The organism is Paracidovorax wautersii (assembly GCF_900113035.1).
GTDB classification, from domain to species: Bacteria; Pseudomonadota; Gammaproteobacteria; order Burkholderiales; family Burkholderiaceae_C; genus Paracidovorax; species Paracidovorax wautersii.
The window spans coordinates 38709-62351 of the sequence record NZ_FONX01000016.1; the positions used below are offsets into that span (position 1 = coordinate 38709).

Below are 23643 nucleotides of genomic sequence, written 5' to 3' on the forward strand. Positions count from 1 at the left end.
CCCCCAGGGGGCGCGCACAAAAGTAAAATCGCGGGTTCCACTTCAGCGCGCCAGAGCAAGACCGGCGCGCGCACTCCACATGAAACCCTTCCAGATCGGTGTGGTCATGGGCTCTTCCAGCGACTGGGAGACCATGCAGCACGCAGTGCAGATTCTCCAGCAATTCGGTGTCGCTCACGACGCGCGCGTGGTCTCGGCCCACCGCATGCCCGACGACATGTTCGCCTACGCCGAGGCCGCTGCCGGCCTGGGGCTGAAAGCCATCATCGCGGGCGCGGGCGGCGCCGCCCACCTGCCCGGCATGATCGCTGCCAAGACCACCGTGCCGGTGCTGGGCGTGCCGGTCGCCAGCCGGCACCTGTCGGGTGTCGATTCGCTGCACAGCATCGTGCAGATGCCCAAGGGCGTGCCGGTGGCCACCTTCGCCATCGGCGCGGCGGGCGCAGCCAATGCGGCGCTCTTCGCCGTGGCCCTGCTGGCGAACGAAGACCCGGCCCTGCGCGCCAAGCTCGAAGCCTTCCGCGCCGAGCAGACCGCCGCAGCCCGCGCCATGACCCTGCCCCCGGTGGCGGCATGAGCGGCGCCCAGCCTTTGCTTCCAGGCGCCACGCTGGGCGTGCTGGGCGGCGGCCAGCTGGGCCGCATGTTCGTGCATGCCGCGCAGGCCATGGGCTATTTCACTGCCGTGCTGGACGCCGACCCGAACAGCCCCGCCGGCCTGGTGAGCCACCACCACATCCGCACCGCCTACGAAGACCCGGACGGCCTGGCGCAGCTGGCCGGCCTGAGCGATGCCGTCACCACCGAATTCGAGAACGTGCCGGCCCAGGCCCTGCGCACGCTGGGCGCCGAGCGCCCGGTGGCGCCCGCGGCCGACGCTGTCGCCATCGCGCAGGACCGCGCCGCCGAGAAGGCGCACTTCGGCCGCTGCGGCGTGCCCTGCGCGCCCTATGCGGTGATCGCCTCGGCCGCAGAGCTGGCTGCCGTCGATGCGGCCCTGCTGCCCGGCATCCTCAAGACCGCCCGCATGGGCTACGACGGCAAGGGCCAGTCCCGCGTGAAGACGCGCGAAGAGCTGGCGGACGCCTGGCAGGCCATGGGCGAAGTGCCCTGCGTGCTCGAGAAGATGCTGCCGCTGGCGCTGGAATGCTCGGTGATCGTCGCGCGCGGCGCCGACGGCGCCTGTGTGCACCTGCCGGTGCAACGCAACCTGCACCGCGCCGGCATCCTGGCCGTGACCGAGGTGCATGAGGGCAACGTACCCGCGGACCTAGCGGAACAGGCCGTGGCCGCGGCGAAATCGATCGCGGAAGGCCTGCGCTACGTGGGCGTGCTGTGCGTGGAATTCTTCGTGCTGCAGGACGGCTCGCTGGTGGTCAACGAGATCGCCCCGCGCCCGCACAACAGCGGCCACTACAGCCAGAACGCCTGCGACGTGTCGCAGTTCGAGCTGCAGGTGCGCACCATGGCCGGCCTGCCGCTCACGCAGCCGCGCCAGCACAGCCCCGCCGTGATGCTGAACCTGCTGGGCGACCTGTGGTTCCCGCAGGGCACGCACGCCCAGCCGCAGACGCCGGCCTGGGCCGCGGTGCTGGCCCTGCCCGGCACGCACCTGCACCTCTACGGCAAGGCCGATGCCAAGCCCGGCCGCAAGATGGGCCACCTGAACGTGACCGCGGCCACGGCCGAGGCCGCCCGCGCCACGGCCCTGCAGGCCGCCGCGCTGCTGGGCATCGAAGCCTTCTGATCGGCGCACCGCCCCGCCACTGCCCACCGCCTGCCATGATCCTCGACGGCCAGCTCCCCGAATCCATCGCCGCCGCTGCCAGCGCCCTGCGCAGCGGCGCGCTGCTGGGCCTGCCGACCGAGACGGTCTATGGCCTGGCCGCCGACGCCGCCAGCGATGCGGCGGTGGCGCAGATCTTTGCCGCCAAGGGCCGGCCCAGCGACCATCCGCTGATCGTCCACGTGGCGGGTGCGGCCGGCATCGCGCACTTCGCGAGCGCGGTGCCGCCCTTCGCCCAGGCGCTGGTCGATGCGTTCTGGCCCGGGCCGCTCACCCTCATCCTGCCGCGCCGCCCCGACATGGCCACGGCCGCCACGGGCGGGCAGGACAGCGTGGGCCTGCGCTGCCCCGACCACCCGGTGGCGCTGGCCGTGCTGCGCGCCTGCGCGTCGGACGACGGCACGCTGCCGGGCCTGCCCGTGCTGGGCGTGGCCGCGCCCAGCGCCAACCGCTTCGGCCGCGTGAGCCCGACCACGGCCCGGCACGTGCAGGACGAATTCGGCGATGCGCTGCTGGTGCTCGACGGCGGGCCCTGCGGCGTGGGCATCGAATCGACCATCATCGACTGCACGCGCGGCGTGCCCGTGCTGCTGCGCCCCGGCGCCATCACGCGCGAGCAGGTGGCCGCCGCCTGCGGCATCGCGCCGCTATCGAAAGAAGAGCTGCCCACCCATACGCCGCGCGCGTCGGGCACGCTCGAAGCCCATTACGCCCCCGCGGCCCGCGTGCGCCTGATGGATGCCCGCGCCCTGCAGGCCGGGCTGGACGTGCTGGGCGCGGATGCGGCGCACCTGGCCGTCTATGCCCGCACGCCGCTGCGCACGGCCTCGTCGCGGGTCGTGCAGCGCCGCATGCCGGACGATGCCGCCGCCACCGCCCAGCAGCTGTTCGCCGCGCTGCGCGGCTTCGACGATGCCGGCGTGAAGCTGATCTGGATCGAGACCCCGCCCGACACGCCCGACTGGGAAGGCGTGCGCGACCGCCTGCAGCGCGCCTCGGCCGCCGGCTGAGCGCCTGCCGGGCGCACTGCGCGGTTGCATGCCCCCGCGCCGGCACCGCCTTTGCACCCGCTTTGCATCTCTTTACCTGACGGACGCCCCCGGGCTGCGCGCCGAAAGCCGGCCTGCGCCAGCGTAATGATTAAACTCACGCCACCTTTCTGGAGAAAAAACACCATGGCAGCAAACTGGATGCGCCGCACCCTCGTGGTCGCCGCTTGCGCGTCGGCCGCGTTGATCGCGGCCTGCGGATCGAGCACCGTTGAATCGGCCTTCACGCCGACGCGGCTCATCGCCTTCGGCGACGGCCTGGCCGATGTCGGCCAAAACGGCGCCAAGTACACCGTGAACGACGGCTCGATCAACAACTGGACGGTGCAGCTCGCCTCGCGCTACGGCGTGACCATCGCCCCGCTGTCCGCCGGTGGCCTGAGCTATGCGCGCGGCAACGCCCGCGTGACGGCCACGCCGGATGCCGCAGGCAACGCTGCCACGCTGACCGTCAAGCAGCAGGTGGATGCCTTCCTGGCCAGCGGCAGCTTCGCCGACGGCGATCTGGTCCTGATCGACGGCGGCGTGAGCGACGTGATCACCGGCATGCGGGCCGTGCAGGCCGGCCAGCAGACCTCCGACCAGTACCTGGCCGCCGCCCGCCAGGCCGGCAAGGACCTGGCCACCCAGGTGCGCCGCCTCTCCAACGCCGGCGCCAAGCACATCGTGGTCACCGGCACCTACGATTTGAGCCGCTCGCCCTGGGCTGCCGCCATCAACAACACCGACCTGCTCGGCAGCGCCAGCAGCGCCTTCAACCAGGGCCTGCTGGTGGACATCGTGGACCTGGGCAGCACCGTGCTCTACGTGGACTCGGCCTACTACGTGAACGTGTTCCAGGGCTCGCCGTCCAGCTACGGCTTCGACAACGCCACTACGCCGGTCTGCACGTCGGTGGACCCGGGCCCCGGCATCGGCATCGGCGCGGGCGAGGTCAACTCCTCCCTCTGCACCACCTCCACCCTGCTGCCCGGCGCGAACCAGGACAAGTACCTGTTCGCCGACAAGGTGTACATCACGCCGTCGGCCCAGCGCCAGTTCGGCAACTACGCCTTCGACCGCCTGCGCGCTCGCTGGTAAGCCAGGCAAGACCCAGGCGCGGGGACGGCCGGCCAACGGCCCATTCCCCGTGCCCCCCGGCTGGCTCAGCCGGGTCGATGACCATGAAAAAAGCCGACCTCTGCGAGGTCGGCTTTTTCGTTGGGTAGGCTGCGCCGTCAGAACCGGTAGCCGATGCCCACCGCGAACACGTTGGGGTTCAGGCGGATGTCCACGGTCTGGCCGGTGGACAGGGTCGTCTTGGTCTTCAGGAAGCTCTTGTAGTAGGCCGCATCGACGAACCAGCGTTCGTTGAAGTTCCACACGAAGCCGACCTGCGGCGTCAGGCCCCAGCGGTCTTCGATGCTGGCCGTGGTGGGGTTGGCGGGGGTGCCGCCGCTCAGCGCGCTCAGCGTGGCCGTGGTGCGTTCCTTGAAGAACTTGGCATAGGTCACGCCCAGGCCCAGGTAGGGGCGGAACTTGGCATTGGCCTCGCCGAAGCGGTACTGAGCGAACACCGTGGCGGGAATCACCTTGGTCTCGCCGACCTGGCCCACGCCGGCGATGGCGCCGTCACCGTAGAACTTGTGCTTGAAGGGCAGGCCCAGGGGCACGTCCACCGCCCAGTTGTCGGTCACCATGTAGTTGATGCCGCCGGTCAGCGCGCTGGCGGACCCGACATCGACCTTGGTGCCCGGAAAGCTCGGCGCGCTCAGGTCGCCGCTCTTCACCTGGGGCGAGATGTGGGTGGCGCCGAGGCGCACGCTCCAGGTGCCGGCGACCTGCGCCTGGGCAGCGCCCGCGAGCGCGAGGGTGGCGAGGGCCGCACCGGCCCAGACGATTTTTTGATGTTGCTTCATGGCAGACAGCTCCTGATGGGTATCGCTCGGTAACGGTCAGAGGGTCAGAGCCAGCCGGCCGAGGCCAGGGTGCGCGAGACCAGTTGGCCGACCAGCTGATGGCCGTAGGGCGTGGGGTGGAAGCCATCGGCGAAGCCGTAGGTCTGCCACCAGGCCGAGCCCCCCGTGGCGCCGGCCGGCGGGGTCGCAGCCGACAGCGCCGCGGCGGTGCAGGTCGGGAAGTTGTAGGTGGGCAGGCCGTCGCTGCCGATGCCCGTGGCCGGGCAGGCCGGAGTGGTCACGTTGGTCAGCTGGTACTGGGCCGGGTTGTTGGCCTGGTCCTTGAACGAGCTGTAGAGGTCGGCCACCGCCAGGCGGCTGTCGCCGGCCAGGCCCGCCGCCAGCTTGGCGTTGAAGGCCTGCACCCAGCCATCGAACAGGGCGCTGGCCTGCGCGGCAGCGGCAGCGCCGCTGTTGGCAGCCACCGACTGCAGCACCAGGCGGAAGCGCGGCGTGAGGGTGACGCCGGGCATGTTCACGACGGCCACGCGCGTGGCGCCCTTGGCCACGGTCTGCGCCTTGATGTTGGCGGCGAACTGGGTCGCCAGGGTCTGCATGTAGAGGCCGCCGACCTGCGCCAGGCCGGTGGCGCCGGCCGCAAAGGCGGCGTTGACCGTGGCAGAGTCGAGCAGCGAGCTGAGCACGGCGCGGTAGGTGGCGCCGTTGTCGCGCTGGATGCTCAGATAGGCGCCGATGAGGTCGGCCGCGTCATTGCCGCCGCCGTCGATCAGCACCAGCTCGGAGCCGTTGTAGCCTGCAGCGCCGGCGTCCTGCAGCTGGCGGGTGATCGAGGCCGGCAAGGTGGGCGCCGTGAAATTGTTGATGCGGCCGCCGCCGACCGCGTAGTTGGAGCAGGTGGCGTTGACACTGAAGCTCCTGCTCGTGGAGACGTAGTGCGGGCACAGCGTCTGGCCGAACGTGGCGGCCACGCGCTCGGGCCAGATGGCGGTGGAGCCGGCGCCGGTGGCCGCCGTGCCCTGCACGGTGAACTTGTAGCCGAAGGTGCCGCTGTCGGCCAGGCTGTCGCCCATGACGCGGACGGAGGAGACGCTGGTGGCGGTACCGGTGTCGGATCCACCGCCGCCGCAGGCGGAGAGCAAGGCGGCGACAGCGGAGGCCACGGCCGCGCGGGCAGCCCATTGCATGCGAGGTTTCATCTAAAGCTCCTGTTATCAAATAGAACGATCGTTCTTTTTTCCAGAGCACATCGTATGCGCAGCGCCTGCGCCCGACTGCCCGGGTAAACACTGACGCGCAAAAAAGCCACTGACAGCGCCGCCGTGAGGGGTTTTCACCGCGGTGCAGCCCTTTCCTCTGCCTGCCATGCGGCGCGCCTCAATGGGCACGCTGCCCGTCGGCCGCAGCCCAGTCGGCCAGCGCCTCGATGGCCGGCCGCGCAGCGGGCGCATTGGCGTGGTTGACGATGGCCACCAGCACGTAGCGCCGGCCGCTGGCACCCAGCACATAGCCGGCCATGGCCGTGACGTCGCGCAGCGTGCCGGTCTTCAGATGGGCGCTGCCGGCGGCGCGGCCCTGCACGCGGCGCAGCGTGCCATCGACGCCGGCGATGGGCAGCGAGGCCATGAGCTCGGGCATCAGGGGCGATGCCCAGGCCGTCTGCAGCAGCCGCGCCAGCGCCGCGGCGCTGATGCGCCCGTCGCGGCTCAGGCCCGCGCCGTTGTCCAGCACGGGCGCATCGGTGGCCGAGCCCATGCGCTGGCGCCACCACTGGCCCAGCACGGCCCGCGCTCCGTCGAAGCTGCCCGTGCCGCCGCGCTGCAGCGCGAGCGTGAGGAACACCTGCTGCGTCATCACGTTGTTGCTGTATTTGTTGATGTCCCGCACCACCTCGGCCAGCGCCGGCGAGCGCAGGCTGAAGGCCGGCTGCAGGCCGGCCGGCACGCGCCCATCGCGCACCGTGCCGGCGAGCCGGCCGCCGACCTCGCGCCACATGCCTTCGATGGCGCGAGCCGCGAAGCCCGCCGGGTCGGCCGATGCCACGGCCCACTGGCGTTCGCCGCAGGCCGCCGGATACACGCCCTGGAAGCCGATGCGCGCCGCCTCGCCCAGTTCGGCCTGCAGGCCGGCACGCCAGTCGCCGCAGGGCGTGCCCGGCGCGGCCAGGGGCACCGTGGGCTGCAGCTGCGCGGGCGCCAGCGGCGGCTCGTAGGCCACGCGGGCGACGCCTGCGGCCGCATCGGGCACGAAGGTCATGACCACGCTCTTGTAGTTGACCAGCAGCGCATCGGGCGCGGCGTTGTAGGGGCGCAGCGGCTCGCCGTCGAACAGGCCCGGGTCCGTGGGCGGCACCTCGAAGGCGCTGCGGTCGAGCACGATGTCGCCCGCGATCGTCTGCACGCCCTGGGCGCGCAGGCGCTGCATCAGCAGCCACAGGCGCTCGACCACCAGCTTGGGATCGCCCTGGCCCTTGATATAGACGTTGCCGCGCAGGGTGCCGCCCTGGGGCGCGGCATCCAGATAGACCGGCGTCTCCCAGGTGAAGGCCGGTCCCAGCAGGTCCAGCGCCGCGTAGGTGGTGACCAGCTTCATCACCGAGGCCGGATTGGCCGGCACCTGGGCCCGGTAGGCAAGACGCGGGGGCACCTGGCCGCCCACCTCCACCACCAGCGCGGACAGGGCATCGCGCGGCACCTTGGCGCGCTGCAGGGCGGCCTCCACCGCCGGGGGCAGCGCGGAGGACGGGGCGATGCCCTGCGCTACGGCAGGCACCGCGTGGGCGCCGGCCAGCAGGGCGATGGCAGCATGCAGCGCCAGAGCGGCTGCGGCAGCAGCCGGAGCACGGCCGCATTGCGAGAGAAATTTCACCATGCGGGCAAGTCTAGGGCCTGATTGCGTCAGCCCCGGCGTGCGCCGACCGCATCCTGCCCGGGGCCATCGCGGCCCGCCGATAATCGGAGCCCGCCTTCCGGCTTTCCCCGGGGCCGGCCGTTCGCGCCGGAGCCCTCAGCGCCTTTTTTCGCCACGATGCATCTGCTAGCCCTCGACACCAGCACCGACACCCTGTCCATCGCCGTGCGCAACGGCGCGGAGGTGCGCGAGCATCGCGGCCCCGGCGGCGCGCAGGCATCGGCCACGCTGATCCCGGCCATCCACGCGCTGCTGGCCGATGCCGGGCTCTCCTTCGACACGCTGGACGCCGTGGTGTTCGGCCGCGGCCCGGGCTCGTTCACCGGGCTGCGCACCGCCTGCGCGGTCGCCCAGGGCCTGGCCTTCGGCGCGCGCGGCGGCCAGGGCGTGCCGGTGCTGCCCATCGACACCCTGCTGGCCGTGGCCGAGCAGGCCCGCGCCGAGCACGGCTGCACCCAGGTGATGGCGGTGCTGGATGCGCGCATGGACGAGGTCTATGCCGCCGCCTTCACCTACCAGGCGGACGGCAGCTGGCTCTCGCCCGAAGACTTCACCCTCTGCGCCCCGCAGGCGCTGGTGGTGCCCGCCGGCTTCACCGTGGCGGGCAACGCGCAGGCCGCCTATGCCGAAAGGCTCGCGCCCGGCGCCCCGCACGTGCAGGCCCTGCCCACCGCCGCCGCGCTGCTGCGGCTGGCGCCGGCGCTGCTGGCGGCCGGCGCGGCCCTGCCCGCCGCCGCCGCGCTGCCGCGCTACATCCGCGACAAGGTCGCGCAGACCACCGAAGAGCGCGCCGCCGCCAAGCTGGCAGCCGCGGCGGCCTCGGCCACCGCCGCGCCCATCACGCCCGCCGCATGAGTGCCCTGCCCCGCCCGCCCAGCGCGCCGCCCGGCACCGAGGTGCGCTTCGAGCCGCTCACGCCGGAGCGGCTCGAAACCCTGCTCGAAGTCGAAAACGCCGCCTATCCGCACCCGTGGACGCGCGGCAACTTCATCGACGCGCTGGCCGCCGGCTACCAGTCGCAGCTGCTGCTGGCCGGCGAGACGCTGGTCGGCTACTTCGTCGCCATGCGCGGCGTGGACGAGGTGCACCTGCTCAACCTCACCGTAGCGCCCGAATTCCAGCGCCAGGGCTGGGCGCGGGTGCTGCTCGACGCGCTGGCCCTGTGGTCGCGCGGCCAGCAGGCCGAGTGGCTGTGGCTGGAGGTGCGCGTGAGCAACCTGCGCGCGCGCCAGATCTATGCCGCGCACGGCTATGCCGTCGTCGGCGAACGCAAGCGCTACTACCCGGCCCATGGGGGCCAGCGCGAAGACGCCATCGTGATGAGCCTGAAACTATGAGCCTGGACCTCGACGCCCGCCAACGCGCCATGCTGCTGGAGATGGGCATCTCCGTCTGGGCGCCCGCGCCCGTGGTGGCGGCACCGGAAGCCGCGCCAGCGGCCGTGCCCGGGCCCGCCCTGGCGCCGGCCGAACCGCCGCCCGCAGCGCTCCGCATGGCGCCATCGCACGCCCCTGCGGCAGCGCAGCCGCCGCACGCCGCGCCGCCCGTTGCCGCGCTCCGCCCCGCTGCGCCGGCTCCCGCGCCGGCCCAGGCTGCGCCCGCCAGCACGCAGGCCGCCGCAGCCGGCCCGGGCCTGGTCTGGCACGCGCCGGTGGCGGCCTACCCGCAGGCCGATCCGGCCGCCACGCCTGCCGCGCTGGGCGCAGGCTGGCTGGTGGTGGTCGAGAGCGCCACGCCCGGACAGCCCCTGCAGGGCGATGCCGGCAAGCTGCTGGACAACATGCTGCGCGCCATGCAGCTGCACCGCCACCCGCGCACCTGGATCGCCACGCTGGGCCGTGGCGGTGCTGCGGCCGAAGGCGCTGCCGAGCCCGCCGACGGCATGGCCCAGGCGCTGGAACAGCTGCGCCCGTCGATGGTGCTGGTGCTGGGCCTGGGCGCCGCACGCGCCGTGCTGGGCAGCCGCGAGCCCCTGGGCCGGCTGCGCGCCGGCGTGCAGTCGCTCACCGGGCCGGGTGGCCTGCAGGTGCCGGCCATCGTGAGCTACGACCCGGCCTATCTGCTGCGCGCGCCCGACGCCAAGGCCGCGGCCTGGGCCGACCTGTGCCGGGCACTGGCCCTGGTGCGCGGCGCGGGCTGAAGAGAGCCCCCGCTGCCGCCCCCGGCGAACGCGTCAACAGGCTTTGAAAGCCCCGCGGCGCGGCTGCGGCACAGCCCGTCGCGGCGGCCTGCGATGCCATAATCCGGCGCTTTCTCGATCATGGAGAACCCTCCCGTGGAAACCTACCCCAGTCGGTAGCTTTCAACGCCCGGCCAGTCGCCTGCCGCGGGGTTGAAAGCGCCTCTCGCCCCGCCCCCTCATCGCAGTCGCCAACCTCATACCGGGAGTGAGCCCGCATGCTCAACATCTTTACGCTGGCCAACGGCCGGCTGGTCCAGGAAGAGATCGAATCCCTGGAAGAGCTCGCGCAATTCCAGCCCATCTGGGTCGATCTGGAATCGCCCACGCTCGAAGAAAAACGCTGGATCAAGCAGCACTACGGCCTGTCCATCCCGGAAGACGCGATGGACGAGGACATCGAGGAATCCGCCCGCTTCTACGCCGAAGACAACGGCGAGCTGCATATCCGCAGCGACTTTCTCATCGATGACGACGAAGACCCGCGCTCGGTGCGCGTGGCCTTCATCCTGAACCTGGTCAACGACTCGCTCAAGAGCAAGGGCGTGCTGTTCTCCATCCACGACGAGGACGTGCCCGTCTTCCGCCTGCTGCGCATGCGCGCGCGCCGCGCGCCGGGTCTGATCGAGGATGCGCGCGAGGTGCTGCTCAAGCTGTTCGACGCCGACGCCGAGTATTCGGCCGACACGCTGGAGAACATCTACGACGAGCTCAAGGAAGTCAGCACCCAGGTGCTGGCCGGCGACGTGACCGACACCCGCGCCGGCGAGGTGCTCTCGGCCATCGCGCGGCAGGAAGACCTGAACGGCCGCATCCGCCGCAACGTCATGGACACGCGCCGCGCCGTGAGCTTCATGATGCGCAGCAAGATGCTGAACGCCGAGCAGTTCGAGGAAGCGCGCCAGATCCTGCGCGACATCGAGTCGCTGGACAACCACACGGCCTTCCTCTTCGACAAGATCAACTTCCTGATGGACGCCACGGTCGGCTTCATCAACATCAACCAGAACAAGATCATCAAGATCTTCTCGGTGGCCAGCGTCGCGCTGCTGCCGCCCACGCTGATCGCCAGCGTCTATGGCATGAACTTCGAATTCATGCCCGAGCTGAAGTGGGACTACGGCTATGCCTACGGCATCGCGCTGATGGTGGCGAGCGCCATCGGGCCGATGTGGTACTTCCGCAAGCGCGGCTGGTTGAAGTAATTCCCCCTGAGCCGCTTCGCGGCTTCCCCCCAGGGGGACGACGCCAGTGGCCCGGCGCAGCCGGTTCCACGGCGTCTGCTGGCCTGGGCCGCGCCTCGTGCGCAATGAGACGGCGCTGCAGCACTGCCGGGCAAGGCGGGGCAATGTGGTGCTCGCCCGGAGTGCGAATTCGTATCAGGCTCCGGGGGCTGCGCCGCGCTCGCGCAGCCACAGCACGATGCCGCACAGCATCACTACCAGTTGCGTGCCGATCAGCATCGCAAAGCCCGCAGAGAAGCCCGCGTTCACGCCGCCATGGACCGACAGCGCGCCGATCACCGCGCCCATGATGGCCGGCATGAAGCCCGCCACCAGGCTGCCCGTGCCGTTGACCACGCCGTAGGCGCTGGCGACGTGCTCGGGCCGCGCGCAGTGCTGCACGGTGCTGGGAATGGCCGGGCTCATCAGGCCCCAGCAGAAGTTGGCGGCGATCAGGCAGTAGGCCGCCGTGTAGCGGTCCTGCGCATGGATGGCGCACCACACGGCCAGCGCCACGCCCAGGCTGCCGGCCACGAAGATCAGAGGAACCTGGCGCCGCGGCACCCGGTCGATGACGATGCCGCCGACCAGCACCGCCAGCACGGTGGCGTACTGCGGCAATGAGGCCAGCCAGCCCATTTCGCGCATCGAGAAGCCGCGCGACTGCTGCAGGTAGGCCGGCAGCCAGTTGCTGCTGCCCCAGAGGTAGGCCAGGAAGGCCGCCGTCAGCAGCGTGACCAGGCCCAGGTAGCGCGTCTGCAGGGCGCCGCGCACGATCTGCCCGACCTGCCCCACGGCCTCGCCCAGGGAGCGCGGGCGCGGCATGCCGGAATCCACCCGGGGCATGCGGATGAAGGCCAGCACCAGCGGAATGCCCAGCACGATATTGATCAGCCCCAGCACATGGAACGAGGTCTGCCAGTCGTGCGCGGCCACCAGGTAGCCGACCAGCGGATAGCCGATCGCCAGCCCCAGGCCCGTGCCCATGTTCACGAAGGAGTTGGGCTTGCCGTTCTCATGGCTCTCGAAATGCGCCTTGATGTAGCTGGCCGCCAGCGAGAAGAGCGGCCCCTCCGACACGCCCAGCAGCACGCGCGAGGCCAGCAGCAGGCCGTAGCTGTTCATGGTGGGCGACAGGAAGGTCACCACGCCCCACAGCAGCAAGCCCGCCGCCAGGCTGCGCCGCACCCCGAACAGCGCGGCGCAGAACGGCGTCAGCACGAAGGAGGAAACGCCGTAGCCCACCATGAAAGCCGTGGCCAGCAGGCCTTGCTGCGTGCGGTCGCCGGCAGCCAGCCCGATGTGGTCCAGGAACGCCGGATCGGTGATGAGGATCGAGATGTTGATCCGGTCCACATAGGAGATGGCGACGATCACGAAGAGGCTGATCACGCCCCACCAACGCGCTGCACGCATGTCTGTCATGGCAAGTCTCTATCGCGCTACGGGCGGATCAGAAGAAGTGGCGCACGCCGACTTCGACCCCGGACGAGCGGCCACCCAGCGTGGTGCCCGGTGCCGACAGGCCCTGCACGCCGATGGACCTGGCCGCGCCGTCCTTGTTCTTGAGGAAGGCCACCGTGCCATAGACCTGGGTGCGCTTGGAGAAGTTGTAGCCGTAGCCCACGCTGAGCTTGTTCCAGTCGGCATTGCTGCCGGCCGTGTCGTAGTGGCCGTAGGAGGCACGCAGTTCCCCGGGCCCCACCGGGGCGGTCACGCCCAGCTGCAGCGCGGTGACCTTGAGCGACCCGCGCTTTTCCGTGGCCCACAGCAGCATGGGCTTGGCCACGCCGAGGTCGTAGCTCAGGCCCACGTTGTTGGCCGTGAGATCGGTCGCCTCGCTGTCGCCATAGAGCTTGCCCGTGGCCAGCGCGCTGTTGAAGGCGCCCTGGCGGTAGCCCAGACGCAGGCCGCGGTAGTCGCCCTGGTTCTTGTTGGGCGCGCTGCGCGACTGCTCGCCCATGGCGACCTGCACCTGGCCGTAGAAGCCGCCCAGGTTCTGCGGCAGGAAGTAGCTGACCGCGTTGCTGATCTGGATGGGTGCCCCCCCGGTGGCCGTGCCCGTGCCGGGGATGCCCAGCATGGTGAAGCCCATGGTGCCGCCCACGCCGTTGGTCAGGAAGGGATCGAAGATCAGCGTGCTCAGGAAGGTCGCCGAATCGTCGCGGCCCAGGCGCAACTCGCCGAAGTTGCCCGACAGGCTGACGGTGGAGCGGCGGTTGAAGCTCAGGCCGCCGCCCGTGGCCTTGCCCGAGCCGCTGTCCACGTCCAGGCCCGCCTCCAGCCAGAAGCCGGCGCGCAGCCCGCCGCCCAGCTCTTCGGTGCCGCGAAAGCCCAGGCGGCTGATATTGGCGCCGCCCGTGGACAGGCCGGTCTTGGACGCACCGGAGCCGCCCAGGTGCGCGACGCCGACATCGACGGTGCCGAAGATCTCGACCTTGGACTGGGCCGAGGCGGCAGCGGGCAAGGACGCCAGGCAGGCGAATGCCACGCCGCTCAGCAGGGGGGTAGGGAGGGCTTTCATGGGGTTTTCTCCTTGGGGTTGAGGCGGAGGAACAGGGGGACGGGAATTGCCTTGCAGGCCTGGTGGCCTGCTCAGATATCGAGCACCAGACGCTCGCTCTTGCAGCCGGAGACGCAGACCATCATCACTTTGTTGCCGGCCTTTTCCTTGGGGCTGAGCACCGAGTCGCGGTGGTCCGGAACGCCTTCGAGCACGCGCGTTTCGCAGGAGCCGCAGACGCCTTCGCAGCAGCTGTGGTCCATCGGGATGCCGGCGTCCAGCAGGGTGTCGAGCAGCGACTTCTCCGGCGTGACCTCGATGAAGCGGCCGCTGCGCCTGAGCTCCACCGTGTAGTTGCTGCGCGCGTCGTCGGCGGCCTTGACCTCCACGGGCGTGAAGCGCTCGACGTGGGCGTTGGCGTGGCCCAGCTCGGCGCAGGCCTTCTCGAAGGCGTCCAGCATGGGCGTGGGGCCGCAGGCGTAGAGGTGCGTGCCGGCGCCGGGCTGGCGCTGCGCCAGCAGCGCGCGCAGGTCGGGCGGGCCGCCGGCCTCGCTGTCGAAGTGCAGGTGCAGCGGCATGCCCAGCGCCTGCAATTCCTCCAGAAAGGCCGCGCCCTTGCGTTCGCGGGCGAAATACAGCATCTCGAACGAGCGGCCCAGCCCCTGGAGGCGGCGCGCCATGCACAGCAGCGGCGTGATGCCGATGCCGCCGGCCACCAGCACCGTGTGCGCGGCGCTCTCATCGAGCGCGAAATGGTTGCGCGGCGCGGAGATGGTGAGGGGCATGCCCACGCGCAGCGCGTCGTGCACGCAACGCGAGCCGCCCCGACTGGCGCGGTCGCGCAGCACGCCGACCACGTAGCGGTGGCGCTCCTCGCTGGGGTTGCTCAGCGAGTAGCTGCGCACCAGGCCGTTGGGCAGGTGCAGATCGATGTGCGAGCCCGGCGTGAAGGCCGGCAGCTCGCCTCCCGCCACGGGCCGCAGGTCCACGCTGATGGTGTCCTGGGCCTCGAAGCGCAGCGTGTGCACGAAGACCTGGAGGTCGTTGCTCATGGTGCGACGCCTTCGTCGATCTGTTCCTGCGCCAGGCGGCGCAGGTGGCGGCGCAGGCGCACCAGGCCGATGTCGTGCTGGTAGAGGTTCTCGCGCTGGTTGGCGTCCAGCTCCATCTGTTCCATCATGATCCGGTCCTGCTCCAGCACGGCCCAGTGGCGCGCTTCCAGGCGGTTGCGGTAGAGGAAGCGCCAGGTGTCGCGCATCCAGCCCTGCACCTTGCGGCAGCGCCAGAAGAACACCGCGCACAGGTCGGCGCTGATGGGCGTGACGCAGGCCACGATGGCGAAGTTGCCGCCCGGGCCGCCAGTCTTGGGGTACGGGATCTCCAGGCGCATCCAGTGCACGCCCGTGCTGCCCCATTCGGTCCAGTCGAAGTTCACGCCGCGCTGGCCCACCTTCTCGAAGACGAAGCCGTCATCGGTCTCGCGCACCTGGAAGGTGGCCTTGCTGTCGCCCTCGGCCATGGAGTGCGACTGCTTGTGCAGGAACGTGCCGTGCATGGGGTCCATGACGTTGTCCAGCGCGTAGCGGTAGTCGCTGCGCCATTCGGCGTAGCAGAGGAAGTTGGAATAGTCGGGCGAGGTGAGCTCTTCGGGCAGCCTGAACTCGGGCGCCTCATCCACGGACTTGTCGCTGTTGTAGAGAAAGATGGCGCCATGCGCCTCGCGCACATGGAAGGCCAGCGCCGCGCGCGAGCCTTCGAGCTTGCAGCCGGGGCTGCCGGGCACCTTGGTCACCGTGCCGTCGCAGCGCACTTCCACGCCGTGGTAGGGGCAGGCCAGGCGGTCGCCCAGCACCACGCCCTGCGACAGCGGCGCGCCGCGGTGCGGGCAATGGTCTTCCAGCGCGTGGACCTGGCCCGCGGCATCGCGCCACAGGGCGATCTTGCGGCCGAAGCGGCGCAGCGAAACGGGCTGGGTCTTCACGAAGTCCGAGGGGCAGACCGCGTACCAGAGGTTCTTCAGGCCTTTGTTGAGCAGGCTGTCCACCGGGTCGATGGTGATGGTTTGTACGTTCATGGGGCTCTCCAGTCCTGCTCGGTATCAATGGCCCAGCCGCGCCATCAGCGCCTGGAAGCTGTCTTCGGTCCAGGCCTCGCCGTTCTCGCCGGCGGGGCCGCTGCGGTTGAGGTGGGCCACCAGCTCGGGCAGGGTCTGCACGCCGGCGCCGAAGGCGCGCTCGATGGCGTCGCCCAGCAGGTCTTCCATCAGGGTGGGTGCACGTTCGCGCGCCTGGTGGGGCTCGAGATAGCGATCAGCAGCCATGGTTCTTTCCTTCGAAAACGGTCTTGTGGGGGATCAGTCGGCGCGGATGTCGAGATCCTTGATGAGCTTGCCGAAGCGGTTGAAATCGGCGGCGTTGGTCTTTTCCAGGCGCGCGGGCTCGCCGCCCGCGGGCAGCGCGCCGAAGGTGGCCATCCTGGAAACCACGTCGGGCATCTTCAGGATCTCGTTGAGCTGGGTGTTGAGCAGCTTGGCGACCTCGGGCGGCATGCCCTTGGGGCCGAACAGGCCCTGCCATGCCGACACCTCCACGCCCTTGATGCCCTGTTCGGCGAGCGTGGGCACGTTGGGAGCCAGCGCGCTGCGCTGGCTGTCGGCCACGGCCAGGGCGGTGGCCTTGCTGCCGACGTAGGGCGCGATCGGTCCCCAGGTCATGAAGGTCACGGGCACATGGCCGCCGATCAGGTCGGTGACGGCCGGCGCCACGCCCCGGTAGGGGATGTGCGCGATGCGCGTGCCGGCGGCGCGGTTGAACATCTCGCCCAGGATGTGCATGGGCGAGCCGCTGCCGGGGCTGGCATAGGTCAGGCCGTCGCCCTTGCCCTGCGCGATCAGCGTCTTCATGTCCTTGATGCCCGAAGCCTGGCTGACGGCCACGAACATCGGCTGGACGCTGGTCTGCACGATGGGCGTGAAGCCGTTCAGCACGTCGTAGCTGCTGCCCGACGCGGTCTTGAGCACGAACTGCGCGATGGCGAAGGTATTGGGCGCCAGCAGCAGCGTGTAGCCGTCCGGCGCGGCCTTGGCCACGTGGGCGGTGCCGATGGTGCCGCTGGCACCGGGGCGGTTGTCCACCAGCACCGGCTGGCCCAGCCGCGTGGACAGCTTCTCGGCAAACAGGCGCGCCATGGCGTCGGTATCGCCACCGGCCGGATAGGCCACGACGATGGTGATGGGCTTGGCCGGATAGGCCTGCGCCATGGCGCTGCCGGCCATGGAGGCTGCAGCCAGAGATGCAGCGGCAAGAAAAACCTGACGACGTGTCTTGTTCATGGTGGGGCCGTGGGAGTGGTGGTGGAGGAATGGGGGGCTTCGCGCGCGGCTTGGCCGGGGTCAGTGCCGCTTGTCGGTGAGGAACTTGCCGTCGCTGGAACCCACGCCCTTCTGGCGCCGGGTATTGCCATCGATGCCGCCATCGATGGCCCATTCGGCGAACACGGTGGGGCCGGGCTCGAACTCGCGCGGCTGCCAGTCGGCGGTGAGCTGGTCCTCGTCGGCGTAGTACTCGACCAGGGCGCCGGCCGGGCTCTTGAAGTACCAGAAGTAGGCCGAGGAGACGGGGTGGCGGCCCGGGCCGAGCTGGGTATCCCAGCCGCAGCGCGAGATGTGCAGGCCGCCGCCGAAGACCTCGTGGATGTCGCGCACCGTGAAGGCCACGTGGTTCAGGCCCGCGTCCCTGGCCGGGCGCTGCAGCAGGAAGAGGTCGTGGTGGCCGCCGTCAGGGGCGCAGCGCAGGAAGGCGCCGCGCTCGGGGTAGCGGTCCGAGGCCGCGAAGCCGAAGTGGTCCACGTAGAAGCGCTCGCAGGCCTGCACGTCCTTGACGAAGAACACCACGTGGCCGACCTCGATGGGCTGGGCGCGCTCGTAGGCCGGGCTGGCCTGGTCGATGCGGTCCTTGCGGCTCCAGGTGTTGTAGGCCGCGCTGGCCACCTGCACCTCGCGCTTTCGCGTGACCTGGAAGCGGACCGAGAGGCCGTTGGGGTCGGTGCATCCGATGCGCGTTCCGTGGGTGCCATCGGTCCTCACGAAGCCCGGCAGCGCGGCGATGCGGTCCGCGTAGAGCGCCAGGTCCGCCTCGCTTTGCACGCCCCAGACCACCTCGCGCAGCGTGGGGCCGGCCTCGATGGCGGGCGGCAGCTCCGGGTGATCCGCGGTGGCGACGATCACGCGGCAGCCGTTGAGGGTCTCGAACACCAGCCGGTCGTCCGCCTCCTGCACCAGCGCCAGGCCCCAGTCCAGGAAGAAGCGGCGACAGGTCGGCAGGTCGTCCGCGCCGTAGGTGATCTCGTCTATGCCCAGTACGCTCATATCCTGCTCCTTCAATTCGCCCAAGCGATCGGGCTTTCGTTCATGCCCCAGTACAGGCTCTTTTGCTCCATGTACTGCTGGATGCCCAGCCGTCCCTTCTCGCGGCCCAGGCCGCTGTCGCGCCAGCCGCCGAAGGGCGTGGAGATGGAGAACTGCTTGTAGGTGTTGATCCAGACCGTGCCGGCCTGCACCGCGCGGCCGATGCGCCAGGCGGCCTTGTAGTCGCGCGTCCAGATGCCGGCGGCCAGCGCATAGACGCTGTCGTTGGCCTGGGCGAGCAGGTCGTCCTCGCCGTCGAACGGCATGGCCACGAGCACGGGGCCGAAGATTTCCTGCTGGCAGATCTGCCAGTCGTTCTTCACGCCGCCGAGGATGGTGGGGCGGTAGTAGTAGCCGCGCTCGAACTGCGCGCCCTCGGGCCGGTGGCCGCCCGTGAGCAGCTGGCCGCCTTCGGACAGGCCCAGCGCCACATAGCCTTCGATGGATTCGCGGTGCTTCGCCGTGATCAGCGGGCCCATCTGCGTGCGCTCGTCGGCCGGGTCGCCCACCCGCAGCGCAGCGGCCTTGGCCGTGAGGCGCTCCATGAACTCGGCGTAGAGGCTGCGGGCCACGAACAGGCGCGAGCCCGCGATGCACGACTCGCCCGAGGAGCTGAAGATGCCGTAGAGCACGCCGTTGACGGCATGGTCGAGATCGGCATCGGCCAGCACCATAGTGGCCGACTTGCCGCCCAGCTCCAGCGAGACCGGCATCATCTTGTCGGCCGCGATGCGGGCGATGTGCTTGCCCGTGGACGTGCCGCCCGTGAACGACACGCGCTTGACCAGCGGGTGCTGGGTGATGGCGTCGCCGATCACCGAGCCCCGGCCCGGCAGCACGCTGACCAGGCCCCTGGGCACGCCGGCCTCTTCGCAGATCCTGGCCAGCTCCAGCGCCAGCAGCGGCGTGGCCTCGGCGGGCTTGACGACCACGGCGTTGCCGGCCGCCAGCGCGGGGGCGAGCTTCTGCGCCTCGCTGGCGATGGGCGAGTTCCACGGCGTGATGGCCGCGACCACGCCCATGGGCTCGTACACGCTCATGGTCATGAAGTCGCCGCGCGAGGGCGTGATGGTCTCTTCCATGGTTTCGCAGGCGGCGGCGAAGAACTGGAAGGTGGCGGCGGCGCTGGCCACCAGCATGCGCGTTTCCTTGATGGGCTTGCCGTTGTCCAGGCGCTGCAGCTGGGCCAGCGGCTCGGCGCGCTCGCGGATCAGCTGGGCCACGCGGTGCAGCACGGCCGCGCGCTCGTGGGGCTTTTTCTGGGCCCAGCCGCTGGTGCGGAAGGCATGGTCGGCCTTCTCGATGGCCTCGTTCACATCCTCCAGGCTGGGCGCGCGCAGGCGGCCCACCACCTCGCCGGTGGCGGGGTAGAGGGTGGCCGATTCGCTGCCGCCGCCCAGGCGCCATTCGCCGGCGATGTTGATGGGGAGCAGTTCCAGGTTCGACATGGGGAGCCTCTCTCGTTCTTGCAGATGCGGCGGCCTCACGCGGCCTTGGCGGTGGCCGGGATCTGGTCCAGCTTGTTCACGGGCGGGCCCGAGAACGTGGCCTTGAAGCTGCCGATGGCGCGCATGTCGATTTCCAGCAGGAACGGGCCCTTCTGGTTCCAGGCGCCCTGCAGCACGGCGGGCAGCTCTTGGAGGTTCTGCACGCGGGCATGCGGCAGATGCAGGGAGGCGCACAGCTGCGCGTAGTCGGGCGTGTGCAGCTCCACGTAGCAGCGGCGGCCGCCGTAGGAGGCGTCCTGGATGTTCTGGATCACGCCGTAGCGCTGGTCGTTCATCAGCACGATCAGGGTGTCGCACTGCTCCTGCACCAGCGTGGCCAGCTCGCCCAGGTTCAGGATGAAGCCGCCATCACCCGCCAGGGCCAGCGTCTTGCGGCCCGAATCGGTCACCGCCGCGCCCACGGCCGCACCGATGGCCATGGGCATGCCCATGCCGATGCCGCCGCCCGTGGCGTGCACGCCCGCGTTGGGCGCGAAGAAGCGCAGCTCGCGGTTGCCCCAGGTGCTGTTGGAGACGGTCACGTCGCGCACCCAGTTGAAGTGGCGGCCGGCCACCTGCTGCAGCTGCTGCACCAATGCGCTGTACGGGCCCAGGCCGTCGCGCATGGTGGCCACGGCCTCGTCGTGCACCTGGCGCAGGTCGGCCAGCAGTTCGGGATCGGCCCGGTAGCCGCGCGCCTCCAGCCGGTCGGCCAGGCCCGTGAGGGCCAGGGCCGAGTCGCCGCAGACGAAGCCGTCGTCGGCATAGCAGCGGCCCTGCTGGGCGGCGTCCACGTCGATGCGCAGCAGCGGGCGCGGCAGCTTCAGCTCGTACTTCAGCGTTTCGTTGCTGCGCAGGCGCGTGCCCACGGCCAGCATGGCGTCGCAGCGCTGGTAGAAGGCCTCGACGGGCTTCTGGATGTTGTAGGCGCCCAGGGAGGCGGGGTCGTCCTCGGCCACGATGCCGCGGCCCTGGCCGGTGCTGACGATGCCGAAGCCCAGCGCCTTCAGGCGCTGCACGGCCGCGACGGCATGGCGGGCGCCGCCGCCCAGCCACAGCAGCGGGCGCCTGGCCTTGGCCAGCGTGTCGGCCAGCGCGTCCAGCGAGGCCTCGCTGGGCGCCAGCACGGCCACCGGCAGCGGCGACAGGTCCGCCGGCATGTCGATCACGGCCTGCTGGATGTCGATGGGGATCTCCACGCTCACCGGGCCGGTGGGCGCGGTCATCGCGGCCTGCACGGCGGCCTTGAGGGTGGACAGGCAGGTCTCGGCGCTGCGCACGCGGAACGCGGCCTTGGACACGGCGCCCAGCATGGTCAGCTGGTCGGGCGCCTCGTGGATGTACGACAGCTTCTGGTCCAGGTACTGCGTCTCGATCTGGCCGGTGATGTGCAGCAGCGGCGTGCCGGCCGTATAGGCTTCCACCAGGCTGCCGGCGATGTTGCCCGCGGCCGGGCCGGTGCTGGTGATGCACACGCCCAGGCTGGAGGTGGAGCGCGCGCAGGCGTCGGCCATGTTGCCGGCGCCGGCCTCGCCGCGCGCCATGACGAAGCGGACGTTGCCCCGTGCATGCATCGCGTCGAGGATGGGCATGTTGTGGATGGAGATCACCCCGAATGCCGCCTTGACGCCGCAATGCTCGAGAAACTCGGCGATGACGGCGCCGACGGTGATTTTTTGGGGACTAGGCATGGCGGGAAAGGCCTCCGGAAACATCGATGTGGCTGCCCGTGGTGTAGGAAGACAGGGGCGTGGCGAGATAGAAGATGGCGCGCGCGGCCTCGTCGGGCGTGCCCAGGCGGCCGAGCGGAATGGATTTCTTGCGGGCGAGATCGGCGCTCCACTGCGCCCAGTCCTGGCCGCGGTCCTCGCGCGCCTCGAAGCGGCGGCGCCACTGGCCGGACTCGATCAGGCCGACCAGGATGCCGTTCACGCGCACGCCCTTGGGCGCGAACTCGGTGGCCATGGAGCGCACCAGGTTCTTGAGGCCGGCCCGCGCGGCCGAGGTGGCGACCATGTGCGGCTCGGGCTGGGACGCCAGCAGCGAGTTCACGCAGACGATGGCGGCCCCTTCGCCCCGTTCGAGCTGGGGCAGGAAGGCGCGGGTGGGGTGCAGCACCGAGAAGAACTTCAGGTGCAGCTCCTCGGTCCAGGCGTCGTCGGTGGTGCTCTCGAAGGTGGAGACGCGGCCCTGCCCTGCGTTGTTGACGAGGATGGTGGCCGGGCCCAGCGCGGCCTCGCTGTCCTGGGCGAACTGCTGCACCTGGGCCGCATCCAGCACGTCGCAGGCCTGGGCGAAGAGGCGGCGCTCGCGCGCCTGCGGATGGCGCTGCAGCAGGTGCTGCACGGCCTGCTCCAGGCGTTCGGGGTTGCGGCCGCACAGGGCCACGCGCGCACCCTGGGCCAGCAGCAGGTCCACGGTGGCCAGGCCGATGCCCGAGGAGCCGCCGGTCACGACGGCCGTCGTGTTGCCGAGTCTGAAATCAAGCATGGCCGCCTCCTGCGCGCCGCGCGTCGATGGACAGGACTTCCGCGCCGTCCTGCGGCCGGTAGTTGAGCTGGGCAGAGAGCTCGTCGGCCGCGGCACGCACGCGCGGCACCAGCTGCGCCTGGTGTTCGGGGTCGATGCGGGCCGAGGCCAGGGTGACCCCCAGCGCGGCGATGACGCGGCCGCTGTGGTCGCGCACGGGCGCGGCGATGGTGGAGATCGAGCTTTCGTAGAAGCCCGAGCCGGCCACGTAGCCGAGCTCGCGGTCGGCCTGGACCAGGTCGAACAGTTCCAGCACGGTCCGGGGCGTCTTGGGCGAATAGCTTTCCAGGTGCGCTTCCGGATAGAGCGCACGCAGCTCGGGCATCGGCAGGTCGGCCAGCAGCAGGCGGCCGAGCAGCGTGGCGTGGGCCGGCAGGCGCGTGCCCACGCGCACCGAGCTGGTCAGCGGGGTGGGCGGCGTGACCTTGGCCACATAGACCACGGAGCGGCCGTCGCGCACCACGATGTTGCAGGGCACGCGGATCTCGGCGCACAGCCGTTCGATCACGGGCTGGCCCAGTTCGGTCAGATCCATGGAGGACATGAATTCGAAGCCCAGGCGGAGCACCGCCAGGCCCAGCCGGTAGTCGGTTCCGCCATCGGCGCGCTGCAGGAAGCCCAGGGTTTCCAGGGTGTTGAGCATGCGGAACACCGTGGCGCGGGGCAGCTTCAGGCGGCGGGCCAGCTCGGGCGCGCCCAGCGTGGCGTTGTCGCGGCCGAATTCCTGCAGCAGGCGCAGGCCGCGCTCCAGCGCGGGCACCATGTACTTGTCGGAGCCGCCGTCGGCGGGAGCGTTGTCGTTGTCACTCATGGCGGTGGCCCTCAGTTCATGACGAAGCCGCCGTTGACGGGCAGCACCTGGCCCGTCACGAAGCGCGCGCCGTCGGACAGCAGGTACGACACGGCGCCCGAGACGTCTTCGGGGCGCTGCTCGCGCTGCAGCGCGCGCTGGTCGATGTAGAGACGGTGGCGGTGCTCGGGCACGTATTCGGTGGCCTCCACCAGCACCAGGCCCGGCGCCACGGCGTTGACGGTGACGTTGTCGGCACCCATCTCGCGCGCCAGGGAATGGGTCATGGCCATCACGGCGCCCTTGCTGGCCACATAGGCCATGAGGTTGGGAGCGCCCCACAGCGCGGTGTCCGACGCCAGGTTGACCACGGCGCCGCGGCCGCTTTCACGCAGTGCGGCGCGGCAGGCGCGCGTCATGAGCCAGACGCCGCGCACGTTGACGTTCATCACCTGGTCCCATTTTTCGAGCGTGATGTCGTCCATGCCCTTGCCGCCCGAGTCGGTGACGGCGGCGTTGTTGACCAGGCCGTCCAGGCCGCCCAGCAACTGCACCGCCTGTTGCGCGCACTGCGCGATGGAGTCGGGGTGGCTGGCATCGAAGCGCACGCCATGGGCCTGCAGGCCCTTGCCGCGCAGTTGCTCCACGGCCTGGACCAGCAGCTCTTCGCGCAGGTCGGCGAGCACGACCTGCGCACCCTGGGTGCACAGCGCCTGGGCGAAGGCGAAGCCGAGGCCGCGGGCGGCACCGGTCACGAGAATCCGGCGCCCGGCCAGCTGGCCCGTGAAATGCATGGCTTGTGTGGTCATCTCGCCCTTTCTTGTTTCATCTGTGAAATGGTGGTTATTTCCTGAAACGCAGGCCAGTTTAGTAACGAATTCTTCAAAA

Annotated in this window: 23 protein-coding genes; 8 read left to right on the top strand and 15 right to left on the bottom strand. The window is 70.5% G+C overall.

Annotated elements, in window-relative coordinates:
* Positions 1 to 79 precede the first annotated feature (79 nt).
* From purE to BM070_RS19600, 4 genes are all read left to right on the top strand, one after another.
* Positions 80 to 577 carry a 5-(carboxyamino)imidazole ribonucleotide mutase gene (purE, locus tag BM070_RS19585; protein WP_092941036.1) on the top strand — a complete coding sequence of 166 codons (498 nt, stop codon included), beginning with the start codon at positions 80 to 82 and terminating at the stop codon, positions 575 to 577.
* The gene (locus BM070_RS19590; protein WP_092941038.1) at positions 574 to 1746 is read left to right on the top strand and encodes a 5-(carboxyamino)imidazole ribonucleotide synthase; all 1173 of its coding nucleotides are present in this window, start codon (positions 574 to 576) and stop codon (positions 1744 to 1746) included. Before purE ends, BM070_RS19590 begins: the two co-directional genes overlap by 4 nt.
* Positions 1747 to 1781: 35 nt before the next feature.
* Positions 1782 to 2795, top strand: coding sequence for an L-threonylcarbamoyladenylate synthase (locus BM070_RS19595; RefSeq protein WP_092941040.1), 1014 nt, complete (start codon positions 1782 to 1784; stop codon positions 2793 to 2795).
* Between the two features lie 165 nt (positions 2796 to 2960).
* A complete protein-coding gene (locus tag BM070_RS19600) occupies positions 2961 to 3914 on the top strand; it encodes an SGNH/GDSL hydrolase family protein (RefSeq protein ID WP_092941042.1) in 954 nt (317 codons plus the stop codon).
* Positions 3915 to 4051: 137 nt separating this feature from the next.
* On the opposite strand, the gene BM070_RS19605 is transcribed toward BM070_RS19600, so the two are convergent.
* From BM070_RS19605 to dacB, 3 genes are all read right to left on the bottom strand, one after another.
* A complete protein-coding gene (locus BM070_RS19605; RefSeq protein WP_092941044.1) occupies positions 4052 to 4732 on the bottom strand; it encodes an OmpW/AlkL family protein in 681 nt (226 codons plus the stop codon).
* A gap of 44 nt (positions 4733 to 4776) precedes the next feature.
* On the bottom strand, positions 4777 to 5916 hold the full coding sequence (locus BM070_RS19610) for an SGNH/GDSL hydrolase family protein (RefSeq protein ID WP_245785304.1): 1140 nt from the start codon (positions 5914 to 5916) through the stop codon (positions 4777 to 4779).
* Between the two features lie 190 nt (positions 5917 to 6106).
* Positions 6107 to 7600: a D-alanyl-D-alanine carboxypeptidase/D-alanyl-D-alanine endopeptidase gene (gene dacB, locus BM070_RS19615; protein WP_092941048.1), complete on the bottom strand. Its 1494-nt coding sequence runs from the start codon at positions 7598 to 7600 to the stop codon at positions 6107 to 6109.
* A 156-nt stretch (positions 7601 to 7756) separates the two neighbouring features.
* On the opposite strand from dacB, the gene tsaB reads away from it, so the two are divergent.
* The 4 genes from tsaB to corA all read left to right on the top strand — a co-directional run bounded on the left by tsaB (position 7757) and on the right by corA (position 11023).
* Positions 7757 to 8494 (top strand): tRNA (adenosine(37)-N6)-threonylcarbamoyltransferase complex dimerization subunit type 1 TsaB, encoded by a 738-nt coding sequence (gene tsaB, locus BM070_RS19620; RefSeq protein WP_092941050.1) that lies wholly within the window; start codon positions 7757 to 7759, stop codon positions 8492 to 8494.
* Entirely contained in the window at positions 8491 to 8976 is a 486-nt protein-coding gene (rimI, locus tag BM070_RS19625) for a ribosomal protein S18-alanine N-acetyltransferase (protein WP_092941052.1), read from the top strand. The genes tsaB and rimI overlap by 4 nt, the downstream gene beginning before the upstream one ends.
* Positions 8973 to 9779 carry a uracil-DNA glycosylase family protein gene (locus BM070_RS19630; protein ID WP_092941054.1) on the top strand — a complete coding sequence of 269 codons (807 nt, stop codon included), beginning with the start codon at positions 8973 to 8975 and terminating at the stop codon, positions 9777 to 9779. The genes rimI and BM070_RS19630 overlap by 4 nt, the downstream gene beginning before the upstream one ends.
* A gap of 257 nt (positions 9780 to 10036) precedes the next feature.
* Positions 10037 to 11023 (top strand): magnesium/cobalt transporter CorA, encoded by a 987-nt coding sequence (corA, locus tag BM070_RS19635; protein WP_092941056.1) that lies wholly within the window; start codon positions 10037 to 10039, stop codon positions 11021 to 11023.
* A gap of 174 nt (positions 11024 to 11197) precedes the next feature.
* On the opposite strand, the gene BM070_RS19640 is transcribed toward corA, so the two are convergent.
* The 12 genes from BM070_RS19640 to BM070_RS19695 all read right to left on the bottom strand — a co-directional run bounded on the left by BM070_RS19640 (position 11198) and on the right by BM070_RS19695 (position 23564).
* On the bottom strand, positions 11198 to 12466 hold the full coding sequence (locus BM070_RS19640) for an MFS transporter (protein WP_092941058.1): 1269 nt from the start codon (positions 12464 to 12466) through the stop codon (positions 11198 to 11200).
* A 28-nt stretch (positions 12467 to 12494) separates the two neighbouring features.
* A complete protein-coding gene (locus BM070_RS19645; RefSeq protein WP_092941060.1) occupies positions 12495 to 13565 on the bottom strand; it encodes a porin in 1071 nt (356 codons plus the stop codon).
* Between the two features lie 71 nt (positions 13566 to 13636).
* Positions 13637 to 14596, bottom strand: a complete 960-nt coding sequence (locus tag BM070_RS19650; RefSeq protein ID WP_092941062.1) for a PDR/VanB family oxidoreductase — start codon at positions 14594 to 14596, stop codon at positions 13637 to 13639.
* A complete protein-coding gene (locus tag BM070_RS19655; protein WP_092941064.1) occupies positions 14593 to 15618 on the bottom strand; it encodes a Rieske 2Fe-2S domain-containing protein in 1026 nt (341 codons plus the stop codon). The genes BM070_RS19650 and BM070_RS19655 overlap by 4 nt, the downstream gene beginning before the upstream one ends.
* Positions 15619 to 15642: 24 nt before the next feature.
* Positions 15643 to 15864, bottom strand: a complete 222-nt coding sequence (locus BM070_RS19660) for a recombinase-like helix-turn-helix domain-containing protein (protein ID WP_092941065.1) — start codon at positions 15862 to 15864, stop codon at positions 15643 to 15645.
* A 33-nt stretch (positions 15865 to 15897) separates the two neighbouring features.
* Positions 15898 to 16875 carry a Bug family tripartite tricarboxylate transporter substrate binding protein gene (locus BM070_RS19665; protein WP_092941067.1) on the bottom strand — a complete coding sequence of 326 codons (978 nt, stop codon included), beginning with the start codon at positions 16873 to 16875 and terminating at the stop codon, positions 15898 to 15900.
* 60 nt (positions 16876 to 16935) lie between these two features.
* Positions 16936 to 17910 carry a VOC family protein gene (locus tag BM070_RS19670; RefSeq protein WP_092941069.1) on the bottom strand — a complete coding sequence of 325 codons (975 nt, stop codon included), beginning with the start codon at positions 17908 to 17910 and terminating at the stop codon, positions 16936 to 16938.
* An 11-nt stretch (positions 17911 to 17921) separates the two neighbouring features.
* A complete protein-coding gene (locus tag BM070_RS19675; protein ID WP_092941071.1) occupies positions 17922 to 19397 on the bottom strand; it encodes an aldehyde dehydrogenase in 1476 nt (491 codons plus the stop codon).
* Positions 19398 to 19432: 35 nt separating this feature from the next.
* Positions 19433 to 21127, bottom strand: a complete 1695-nt coding sequence (locus BM070_RS19680) for a thiamine pyrophosphate-binding protein (protein WP_092941160.1) — start codon at positions 21125 to 21127, stop codon at positions 19433 to 19435.
* Positions 21120 to 21926, bottom strand: a complete 807-nt coding sequence (locus BM070_RS19685; protein WP_092941073.1) for an SDR family oxidoreductase — start codon at positions 21924 to 21926, stop codon at positions 21120 to 21122. Before BM070_RS19685 ends, BM070_RS19680 begins: the two co-directional genes overlap by 8 nt.
* Positions 21919 to 22776 carry an IclR family transcriptional regulator gene (locus tag BM070_RS19690; protein WP_092941075.1) on the bottom strand — a complete coding sequence of 286 codons (858 nt, stop codon included), beginning with the start codon at positions 22774 to 22776 and terminating at the stop codon, positions 21919 to 21921. The genes BM070_RS19685 and BM070_RS19690 overlap by 8 nt, the downstream gene beginning before the upstream one ends.
* Positions 22777 to 22787: 11 nt before the next feature.
* On the bottom strand, positions 22788 to 23564 hold the full coding sequence (locus tag BM070_RS19695) for an SDR family oxidoreductase (RefSeq protein ID WP_245785305.1): 777 nt from the start codon (positions 23562 to 23564) through the stop codon (positions 22788 to 22790).
* Between the last annotated feature and the right edge of the window lie 79 nt (positions 23565 to 23643).

Coding starts and splice junctions, on each gene's coding strand:
- purE (WP_092941036.1), top strand. CDS start 80: ATGAAACCCTTCCAGATCGGTGTGGTCATGGGCTCTTCCAGCGACTGG.
- BM070_RS19590 (WP_092941038.1), top strand. CDS start 574: ATGAGCGGCGCCCAGCCTTTGCTTCCAGGCGCCACGCTGGGCGTGCTG.
- BM070_RS19595 (WP_092941040.1), top strand. CDS start 1,782: ATGATCCTCGACGGCCAGCTCCCCGAATCCATCGCCGCCGCTGCCAGC.
- BM070_RS19600 (WP_092941042.1), top strand. CDS start 2,961: ATGGCAGCAAACTGGATGCGCCGCACCCTCGTGGTCGCCGCTTGCGCG.
- BM070_RS19605 (WP_092941044.1), bottom strand. CDS start 4,732: ATGAAGCAACATCAAAAAATCGTCTGGGCCGGTGCGGCCCTCGCCACC.
- BM070_RS19610 (WP_245785304.1), bottom strand. CDS start 5,916: ATGCAATGGGCTGCCCGCGCGGCCGTGGCCTCCGCTGTCGCCGCCTTG.
- dacB (WP_092941048.1), bottom strand. CDS start 7,600: ATGGTGAAATTTCTCTCGCAATGCGGCCGTGCTCCGGCTGCTGCCGCA.
- tsaB (WP_092941050.1), top strand. CDS start 7,757: ATGCATCTGCTAGCCCTCGACACCAGCACCGACACCCTGTCCATCGCC.
- rimI (WP_092941052.1), top strand. CDS start 8,491: ATGAGTGCCCTGCCCCGCCCGCCCAGCGCGCCGCCCGGCACCGAGGTG.
- BM070_RS19630 (WP_092941054.1), top strand. CDS start 8,973: ATGAGCCTGGACCTCGACGCCCGCCAACGCGCCATGCTGCTGGAGATG.
- corA (WP_092941056.1), top strand. CDS start 10,037: ATGCTCAACATCTTTACGCTGGCCAACGGCCGGCTGGTCCAGGAAGAG.
- BM070_RS19640 (WP_092941058.1), bottom strand. CDS start 12,466: ATGACAGACATGCGTGCAGCGCGTTGGTGGGGCGTGATCAGCCTCTTC.
- BM070_RS19645 (WP_092941060.1), bottom strand. CDS start 13,565: ATGAAAGCCCTCCCTACCCCCCTGCTGAGCGGCGTGGCATTCGCCTGC.
- BM070_RS19650 (WP_092941062.1), bottom strand. CDS start 14,596: ATGAGCAACGACCTCCAGGTCTTCGTGCACACGCTGCGCTTCGAGGCC.
- BM070_RS19655 (WP_092941064.1), bottom strand. CDS start 15,618: ATGAACGTACAAACCATCACCATCGACCCGGTGGACAGCCTGCTCAAC.
- BM070_RS19660 (WP_092941065.1), bottom strand. CDS start 15,864: ATGGCTGCTGATCGCTATCTCGAGCCCCACCAGGCGCGCGAACGTGCA.
- BM070_RS19665 (WP_092941067.1), bottom strand. CDS start 16,875: ATGAACAAGACACGTCGTCAGGTTTTTCTTGCCGCTGCATCTCTGGCT.
- BM070_RS19670 (WP_092941069.1), bottom strand. CDS start 17,910: ATGAGCGTACTGGGCATAGACGAGATCACCTACGGCGCGGACGACCTG.
- BM070_RS19675 (WP_092941071.1), bottom strand. CDS start 19,397: ATGTCGAACCTGGAACTGCTCCCCATCAACATCGCCGGCGAATGGCGC.
- BM070_RS19680 (WP_092941160.1), bottom strand. CDS start 21,127: ATGCCTAGTCCCCAAAAAATCACCGTCGGCGCCGTCATCGCCGAGTTT.
- BM070_RS19685 (WP_092941073.1), bottom strand. CDS start 21,926: ATGCTTGATTTCAGACTCGGCAACACGACGGCCGTCGTGACCGGCGGC.
- BM070_RS19690 (WP_092941075.1), bottom strand. CDS start 22,776: ATGAGTGACAACGACAACGCTCCCGCCGACGGCGGCTCCGACAAGTAC.
- BM070_RS19695 (WP_245785305.1), bottom strand. CDS start 23,564: ATGACCACACAAGCCATGCATTTCACGGGCCAGCTGGCCGGGCGCCGG.